The sequence below is a fragment of the Lentzea aerocolonigenes genome, from assembly GCF_000955955.1.
GTDB classification, from domain to species: domain Bacteria; phylum Actinomycetota; class Actinomycetes; order Mycobacteriales; family Pseudonocardiaceae; genus Lentzea; species Lentzea aerocolonigenes_A.
Genome location: NZ_JYJG01000482.1, coordinates 1 through 8,791, shown reverse-complemented (window position 1 = coordinate 8,791; position 8,791 = coordinate 1). Strand labels below are relative to the sequence as shown.

Below are 8,791 nucleotides of genomic sequence, written 5' to 3'. Positions count from 1 at the left end.
CCTTCATCGTTTAGAAGAGGACGGGCTCCACGCGGGCCGTGCCGTAGCGGGTGCGCCACGAGTGGGCCTTGCGGATCGTGGCGTTCGGGTCGGTCCGGTCCGAGGTGTAGAACCAGTCCATCCGCACCTCGTCCGGCGTGATGTCGAGCGTCGACACCCCGTGCGAGTCCAGCTCCACGAACCGCACGTGCGGGTTCTTGGCGATGATCGCGGCCTCCAGCGCCAGCGACCCGGTCCGCGGCGGCACGTTCAGGAACTCGTCGAAGTTGTCGGACGTGATCGACGTGGTGATGTACTCGGTGGCCACGGACTTCAACGCCGACCCGTCCGGCACGTCCACCGCCCACGACGAGTGGATGTCCCCGGTCAGGAACACCGCGTTCTTCATCCCCTTGCGGTCGAGCGCCCTGACCACGAGCTCCCGGTCGGTGGGAAAACCATCCCACTGGTCGGTGTTGACCGACGGGAACCCCGGCGCGGGCGGGATCGCCAGCGGGCTGAACATCACCGAGGTGCCGATCAACCGCCACCGCGCGGAGTCGTCGCAGATCCCGCGGATCAGCCAGTCGCGCTGACGGGCACCCATGATCGTCTCCGGCGTGCGGTACGACCGCAGGTCCAGCATCGTCAGGTCGCACAACGACCCGTACCGCAGGCGGCGGAACATGATGCCCTCGCGGATCGGCATCCACTCGAAGTAGGCCCGGGTCGCGGCGGCCAGCCGGACCGCCCACGGCCCCTCGGTCGCCGGGTCGTGGCCCAGCGCGCCGACGGCCGACGAGTTGTCGGCGCTCTCGTTGTCGTCCCAGGTCGCGATCATGGGATGCGCGGCGTGCAGGCGTTGCAGGTGCGGGTCGGTCTTGTAGAGCGCGTGCCGGGTCCGGTAGTCCGCCAGCGTGATGATCTCGTGCTTCGGCTCGGCGTCGCGGACCTTCGGGTCGTAGTGCGGGTAGATGTAGTCACCGAGGTGGATCACGGCGTCGAGGTCGTCGCGATCCGCCAGGTAGCCGTACGGGACGAAGTGGCCGGCCATCCAGTTCGCGCACGACACCACCCCGAACCTGACGCTCGGGCAGTCACCGGCGGGCGCGGTCCTGGTGCGGCCGACGGGGGACACGACGTCGTCCACGCGGAAGCGGTACCAGTAACGGGTGGCGCGACGAAGGCCGGAGACCTCGACCTTCACGGTGTGGTCGCGATGAGCACCGGTGCGGGTGCGGCCGCGAGCGACCACGTGCTCGAACGACTCGTCGCGCGCGACCTCCCAGCGCACGGACTCGTCGGTGACCACGCGGGTCCACAGCAGGATGCCGTCGGGTAACGGGTCACCCGACGCGACGCCGTGCGCGAAGACAGGCGCCTCTGCGGCGTGAGCGATACCGGCCGAAGCAGCGGTACCGGCCACAACCGCACTGACAGCAAGAAAAGTTCGACGATCAACCCCAGTCATGCCGTCCAGCATGCCCGGAGTTGGTCACTCAACTCACAGGTTCGATCAGTTGGGCACGTGCTTCCGGTGCCGCGGCACGAACGGCGTCCGCCGCCTGGTCGCTCGGCTTGGTCTGGGAGTCGCGCTCGGCCTCGACCCGCGCGTTGTAGACCTCGACCTCGCGCTTGATCGCGTCCTCGTCCCAGCCCAGCACCGGCGCGATCAGCCGCGCCACCGCCTCCGACGACTCGACGCCGCGGTGCGCGTACTCGATGGAGATGCGGGTGCGGCGCGTGAGCACGTCCTCCAGGTGCATCGCGCCTTCGTGCGACGCCGCGTACACCGCCTCCACCTGCAGGTAGTCCGGCGACGCGGGGATCGGCTTCAGCAGCTCCGGGTTGTCCGCGGCCAGCGACAACACCTCGTGCACCAACGAGCCGTAGCGGTCCAGCAGGTGCCGGACGCGGTACGGGTGCAGCCCGTGCTTGGCCGCCAGCTGGTCGGCCTGGTTGACCAGCGCGTGGTACCCGTCGGCACCGACCAGGGGCACCTTGTCCGTGATGGACGGCTGGATCCGGCCGGGCAGGTCGACGTGCGCCGCGTCGACGGCGTCCGCGCCCATCACCCGGTACGTCGTGTACTTGCCGCCGGCGATCGCGACGAGGCCAGGAGCGACCCGGGCCACCGCGTGCTCGCGGGACAGCTTCGAGGTCGCCTCCGACTCACCCGCCAGCAACGGGCGAAGACCCGCGTAGACGCCCTCGATGTCGTCGTGCGTCAACGGAGTCGCGAGCACCGAGTTGACGTGCTCGAGGATGTAGTCGATGTCGTGCTTGGTCGCCGCCGGGTGCGCCAGGTCGAGGTTCCAGTCGGTGTCCGTGGTGCCGACGATCCAGTGGTTGCGCCACGGGATCACGAACAGCACGGACTTCTCGGTGCGCAGGATCATCCCGGCCTCGGCCACGATCCGGTCGCGCGGGACGACGATGTGCACGCCCTTCGACGCCCGCACCCGGAACCGCCCGCGCGAACCGGAAAGACGCTGCAGCTCGTCCGTCCACACGCCCGTCGCGTTGATCACCGCGTGCGCCCGGACGTCGACCTCACGACCGTCCTCGACGTCACGCACGCGCACACCGGACACCCGGTCCGCCTCGCGCAGGAACCCGACCACCTGGGTCGACGTCCGCACGACAGCGCCGTAGTGCGCGGCGGTGCGGCCGACCATCATCGTGTGCCGTGCGTCATCGGCTTGTGCGTCGTAGTAACGGATTCCGCCGATCAACGCATCGCGCTTCAGAGCCGGAACCAGTCGGAGCGCACCCGCTCGGGTGAGATGTTTCTGCCCCGGCACGGAGCGGGCGCCGCCCATCGTGTCGTAGAGGAACAGGCCGGCCGCCGTGTACGGGCGCTCCCAGATCCGGTTCGCCAGCGGGTAGAGGAAGCTCACCGGCTTCACCAGGTGGGGTGCGATGCGCGTCAGCATCAGCTCGCGCTCGCGCAGTGCCTCGCGCACCAGTCCGAACTCGAGCTGCTCCAGGTACCGCAGGCCGCCGTGGAAGAGCTTGGAGGATCGGCTCGACGTGCCGGAGGCCAGGTCACGGGCCTCGACGAGCGCCACCCGCAGCCCGCGCGTCGCCGCGTCGAGTGCGGCACCGACCCCGACCACACCACCGCCGATCACGACGAGGTCGAACGTCTCGGCCCCCAGCCGCTGCCACGACTCCTCGCGCTCGGCCGGGCCCAGCCTGCCGGTGATCGGCGGGGCGGCGGGGGTTTGCGGTGGTGCAGCTGCGTTCTTGCGCGTGGCCACGACAGACGCCTCCCTGGTGACGACTCGCGGATCACGTTACCTGCAGCAACGCCCCTTCGCCCACGGGCACGAAGACCAGTACCCAACGGCCTAAAAATGGCCTGACCACGGGTACTTGGCGTGGACAACTGATCAGCACGGTAATAGCGTCCGAGCACGTTGCAGGCGGGCGGCGCGGCCCTGACCTCGGGTTTGCGCGTCCTGTCTGGCCGCAAACGAGTGGAGGTCGACGATGAGTGCAGGCTCGATCTTCGTGTGGGAGGTGCTGGGGACAGCGGTCCTCATCCTCCTGGGCACCGGTGTCGTCGCGAACCAGGTGCTCAAGAACACCCTCGGCAACAGCACCGGATTCCTGTTCGTCAACGTCGGCTGGGCCTTCGCGGTCTTCACCGGCGCCAGCGTCGCCAACCCGAGCGGCGCTCACCTCAACCCCGCGGTGACGCTGGGGCTCGCGATCGCGGACAAGACGCCGTGGGGCGACGTTCCCTTCTACATCCTCGGGCAGATGGTCGGCGCGATCCTCGGCGCGATGCTCTGCTGGGCGACGTACAAGCTGCAGTTCGACACGCACGACGAACCGCAGAACACGCTCGGCATCTTCTCCACCGGACCGACCGTGCCGAACGCGGTGTGGAACCTCGTGTCCGAGATCATCGGCACGTTCGTGCTGGTCGCGTGGATCCTGCTGTCGCCAGGCGTGAAGATGGCGACCGACGGGACGCCGCAGTTCGGCAACTCGGCGCTCGGTTACGCGGGTGTCGCGTTCGTCGTCCTGGTGATCGGTACCTCGCTCGGTGGCCCGACCGGCTACGCCATCAACCCGGCGCGCGACCTCGGCCCGCGCATCGCTTACGCCTTCCTCATGCCGATTCACAACAAGGGCAACGCCAACTGGGGCTACTCGTGGGTCCCGGTGGTGGGCCCGCTCGTGGGTGGCGCGCTCGCCGCGCTGCTCTACCTGGTTCTCCCGGTCTGAAAGGACTACTCGCATGACCCAGTACGTGGCCGCGATCGACCAGGGCACCACGTCGACCCGTTGCATGATCTTCGACCACTCGGGTCGAGTGGTGTCGGTCGACCAGAAGGAGCACGAGCAGATCTTCCCGAAGGCGGGCTGGGTCGAGCACGACCCGATGGAGGTCTGGCAGAACACCCGCCAGGTCGCCGCGGGCGCGCTCGCCAAAGCCGATCTGTCCACTTCGGACATCGCCGCCGTCGGCATCACCAACCAGCGCGAAACCGCTGTGGTGTGGGACAAGAACACCGGCGAACCCGTCTACAACGCCATCGTCTGGCAGGACACGCGCACCGACAAGATCGTCACCGAGCTCGGCAACCTCGGCGGCGGGCAGGAGCGTTACCGCGCCAAGGTCGGCCTGCCGCTGGCGACCTACTTCTCCGGCCCCAAGATCCGGTGGATCCTCGACAACGTCGAAGGCGCACGGGAGAAGGCAGAAGCGGGCGACCTGTTGTTCGGCAACATGGACACGTGGGTGCTGTGGAACATGACGGGCGGCACCGACGGCGGTGTGCACGTCACCGACCCGACGAACGCGTCGCGCACCATGCTGATGGACCTCGACACGCTGCAGTGGGACTCGTCGATCGCTTCCGACATGGGCATTCCGATGTCCATGCTGCCGGAGATCCGGTCGTCGTCCGAGGTCTACGGGCAGGTGCGCGAGCGGGGTGCGCTCGCCGGTGTGCCGATCGCGGGCATCCTCGGCGACCAGCAGGCGGCGACGTTCGGTCAGGCGTGCCTGTCGCCGGGTGAGGCCAAGAACACCTACGGCACCGGCAACTTCATGCTGCTCAACACCGGCACCGAGAAGGTGATGAGCGAGAACGGGTTGCTCACCACCGTCTGCTACAAGATCGGCGACGCTCCGGCGATCTACGCGCTGGAGGGCTCGATCGCGGTCACCGGTTCGCTGGTGCAGTGGCTGCGCGACAACCTCGGCATGATCGGCTCCGCGGCCGAGATCGAGGAGCACGCGCGGTCGGTGGAGGACAACGGTGGCGCGTACTTCGTGCCCGCGTTCTCCGGGTTGTTCGCGCCGTACTGGCGTTCCGACGCCCGTGGCGCGATCGTCGGCCTGACCCGGTTCGTCAACAAGGGCCACCTCGCGCGGGCCGTGCTGGAGGCGACGGCCTTCCAGACACGTGAGGTGCTCGACGCGATGAACGCCGACTCGGGCGTCGACCTGACGGCGTTGAAGGTCGACGGCGGCATGGTCGTGAACGAGCTGCTGATGCAGTTCCAGGCGGACATCCTCGGCGTGCCGGTGATCCGGCCGGTCGTCGCCGAGACGACCGCGCTCGGTGCTGCCTACGCGGCCGGCCTCGCGGTCGGGTTCTGGAAGACCGAGGACGACATCCGCGAGAACTGGGCCCAGGACAAGAAGTGGGACCCGCAGATGGACGACGACCGCCGCACGTCCGAGTACGCGAACTGGAAGAAGGCCGTGACCAAGACCTTCGACTGGGTGCAGGACTGAGTCACTGGGCTGGGGCTGCGTGCACGATCACGTTGTCGCGAGTGCCGCACGTGATCAGCCGCAGCCCCTGCTCGTCCGCGTCTCTGCTGACGGCTTCGGCGAAGAAGTCGTCGCGGATGATCCTCTCGGTGCGCCCCACCGTGAAACGGGCGACCGAACCGTCCTTCTTGGACACTTCGATGAGGTCGCCCTGCGTCAGGTCGTTGAGCCGGTAGAAGACGCCTCTGGCCTTGTTGCTCTCGATCCGCCCGACGATGATCCACTGCTGCGGGTGCAGCTGGCGCCACCCCGCCTGCATGCCCTCGTTGGCGGGCGGCATCTGCACGACGCCCTGTTGGTCGACGCCGAGCTCGACCAGGGACGACCGCATACCGACGCGCTCGATCCGCAGCTCCATCGGGTCGGATTTGCCGAGTGGCGAGACCACCGGCGGCGGCGCGCTGTCGCTCGTCGCCGCCGACGGCTTCGGTGCCGGCCCCTGTGAACAGGCGGCAGTGGCCAGCGCCACGCTCAGCACCGCGATCAAGACACGAGTCCCCACGAAGCCATTGACGCACATCCGGTGGGTTAGTTGCTCGTCCAATCAAGACGGTGCCGAACTGTGATCAGGCGGTGCCGCCTCCGCCGGTCTGCGGCGCGCCCTTCGGCTTGATGATCGGCTTGCGCGGGCCGGCGACCGGTGCGTGCCGAGGTTCGGCGTTGGCGCCCTGTTCTGCCTCGTCGGACGGTGCGGGCCGGTCCGCGGCCGGGGCGTCGGGCTCCGCGATCTCGAGCATGCCGCCGCCCTTGATCAGGTTCCGGCCCAGCCAGCACTGGATCACGACCGAGTGGCGGCCCGGTGTGTCCACCACCACACCCTCGAGCTGGTTCGGGCGGATGGCGTCGCGAAAGCCGGTGGAGGCGAACACGAACGGACCGGACGGACAGGCGGTCCGGTCGACCTCGGCCCGGAAGGCCTGGCCCGGCTTCGGCCGTTCCGGGATGAAGCGGAACGTCGCGGACACGCGTTCCAGGACGGTGAACTCCGCCGTGCCGACCTTCGAGGTGCCCCTGCACTTCACCGTCGCCGTGTACGTGCCGGGCACGCTCTTCACGAAAGCCGGCGCGCCGGATTGGGTGACGGCACCGGACAGGCCCGGCGACGTCACGCCCTCGTCCGTGCCTCCCGGGCAGGTGAAGTAGACCTCCACCACCTGCCCGATCGCGACGGTTGCCGGGCTGATGCTGACGCTCGGCGTGGGTTCTTCCTGGGCGGCGGTGGCGTCCGGGAAGAACACCGCTGCTGCCAGGACCGCCAAGGCGGCCGCGGCAGTGCTGCGACTCATTTCCTTTGCACCCCAATGCAATTGACTGAGCACGCGGCGGCGGCGGCGGTGCACAGACCGTACCGCCGCCGCGTCCGTCTCCGCAGATCAGGCGGTGCCGCCACCACCGGTCTGCGGCGCGCCCTTCGGCTTCACGACCGGAGCCTTGGCCTTCGGCTTCTGCGCCGTCACCTTGAAGTTCTGCGTGACCGTCATGTTGTTGCAGGTCATCGACGCCACGTAGTCGCCAGGAGCCTCGATCGTCTTGCCGGTTCCGGAGAAGAGCTGGTCCGACTCACGAGCGAGCTTGATCGGTGCCACGAAACCGGTGGACGACAGGTTGCCGATGCAGAGAGCGCTCGCCGGGGCGGTCGCCTTGATCTGCTCGCCCGGCGCGTACTCGGCCTTGTCGAGCGTGAACCTGTCGTTCGCGGTCAGGGGCACGATCTCGAACGACGCCGAGTTGTAGATCGTCCCAGCGGTGCTGCAGTAGAGCGTGGCGAAGTAGTTGCCCGGCTTGTCACCCGCGACGCCGTGCACCGTGTTCAGCAGCTTCTTCTCCCGGAAGCCGTCGGAGTAGATCATGCCGCCGTCCGGGCAGTCGTTCTGGTCGATCTGGACCTCGAACGCCTGTCCCGGCTTGAGCTGGTCGGGCACGATCTTGAACAGCGGGAAGAAGTTCCGGTTGAGCACCTGGAAGCCGGCCGTGCCGGTCTTGGTGCTGCCCTTGCACTTCGCCGTCGCGGTGAAGTCGCCGGCCTGCTTGCCCGCCCTGCCGGTCAGGTCGCCCGGCTTGAGCGGAGCCGCGAAACCCGGTGACGTCACCGACTCCAGGCCTCCGGGACAGGTGCCCTCCTGCACCTGCACCTGGAAGTCCTGGCCCTTCGTCAGCACGTCCGGCGCCATCTTGAACACCGGTGCGACGTCCTCGGTCTGCGCGGTCGCGCTCTGGCCGAACGCGACCGTTGCCGCTGCCATCGCCACGACGGCGACGACGGTGTTGATCCCCCTCATTTTCTTCTCCCCCATGTGTTGTGGTGCTTCAGGTCAGGCGGTGCCTCCACCGCCGGTCTGTGGTGCGCCCTTCGGCTTGACGACGGGCGCCTTCGCGCCGGGCTTCGGCGCGGGCGGGTTGGTGGTGCCCGTGGTCGGCGGGGCCTTCACCGTGAACGTGTTGGTCACCGTCTCGGTGATGCACTGGATCTTCGCCTGGTAGGTGCCGGGCGTGGTGCCGGCGGTCGTCTCACCGGTCAGCGGGTAGTTCTCGGGCTGCCAGATCTGGGTGAGCTCGGCCGGTGCGGCAAAACCGGGAGAGGTCGCCGGCCCGCTGCACTTGCGGCCGCGCTGGAGGTAGATCTTGATCTGCTCGCCCGGCGCGTACTCGGCCTTGTCCAGGAACGGGTCGGTGCGCGGCGTTTGCGCCTCGGCGAGGCTGTATGACAGCTCGCCGATCTCGGTGGTGTCCTTGCACTTCAGCGTCGCGGTGTAGTTGCCGACCTGGTCGACGAACGTGCCGGTCAGTGACGGCAGATCGACCGCCGTGAAGCCCGCCGAGGTGAGCGACACCGGGCCGCCGGGACACGTGCCGTCCTTGATGGTGATCTTGAACTGGGCGCCGGGTCGCTGCATGCCCTGGAAGCCGAAGCTCGGCGTGACGTCCTCCTGCGCGTTCGCGATCGGTGTCAGGGCGAACGCGGTGCCCAGGACCGCAAGTGCCACAACGGTTTTCTTCACGGTTTCCTCCCTC

The 8,791-nt window shown here is 68.4% G+C and carries 8 protein-coding genes; 2 read left to right on the top strand and 6 right to left on the bottom strand.

Annotated features, from left to right (window positions below; all coding sequences use genetic code 11):
* Positions 1-10: 10 nt before the first annotated feature.
* Positions 11-1,450, bottom strand: coding sequence for an alkaline phosphatase D family protein (locus UK23_RS44335; protein WP_082115477.1), 1,440 nt, complete (start codon positions 1,448-1,450; stop codon positions 11-13).
* Between the two features lie 28 nt (positions 1,451-1,478).
* Complete coding sequence (locus tag UK23_RS44330; RefSeq protein WP_156213836.1) at positions 1,479-3,188, bottom strand: glycerol-3-phosphate dehydrogenase/oxidase; 1,710 nt, start codon at positions 3,186-3,188, stop codon at positions 1,479-1,481.
* Positions 3,189-3,474: 286 nt separating this feature from the next.
* On the opposite strand from UK23_RS44330, the gene UK23_RS44325 reads away from it, so the two are divergent.
* Both UK23_RS44325 and glpK read left to right on the top strand, forming a co-directional pair.
* A complete protein-coding gene (locus UK23_RS44325; RefSeq protein WP_082115476.1) occupies positions 3,475-4,218 on the top strand; it encodes an MIP/aquaporin family protein in 744 nt (247 codons plus the stop codon).
* A 13-nt stretch (positions 4,219-4,231) separates the two neighbouring features.
* A complete protein-coding gene (gene glpK / locus UK23_RS44320; RefSeq protein ID WP_045317846.1) occupies positions 4,232-5,740 on the top strand; it encodes a glycerol kinase GlpK in 1,509 nt (502 codons plus the stop codon).
* 1 nt (position 5,741) lies between these two features.
* Here glpK and UK23_RS44315 read toward each other — a convergent pair whose 3' ends face one another.
* The 4 genes from UK23_RS44315 to UK23_RS49500 all read right to left on the bottom strand — a co-directional run bounded on the left by UK23_RS44315 (position 5,742) and on the right by UK23_RS49500 (position 8,778).
* Entirely contained in the window at positions 5,742-6,281 is a 540-nt protein-coding gene (locus UK23_RS44315) for a sortase domain-bontaining protein (RefSeq protein ID WP_196778159.1), read from the bottom strand.
* A 64-nt stretch (positions 6,282-6,345) separates the two neighbouring features.
* A complete protein-coding gene (locus UK23_RS44310; protein ID WP_156213835.1) occupies positions 6,346-7,065 on the bottom strand; it encodes a hypothetical protein in 720 nt (239 codons plus the stop codon).
* 87 nt (positions 7,066-7,152) lie between these two features.
* Positions 7,153-8,058, bottom strand: a complete 906-nt coding sequence (locus UK23_RS44305) for a hypothetical protein (protein ID WP_156213834.1) — start codon at positions 8,056-8,058, stop codon at positions 7,153-7,155.
* 33 nt (positions 8,059-8,091) lie between these two features.
* On the bottom strand, positions 8,092-8,778 hold the full coding sequence (locus UK23_RS49500; protein WP_156213833.1) for a hypothetical protein: 687 nt from the start codon (positions 8,776-8,778) through the stop codon (positions 8,092-8,094).
* Positions 8,779-8,791 lie beyond the last annotated feature (13 nt).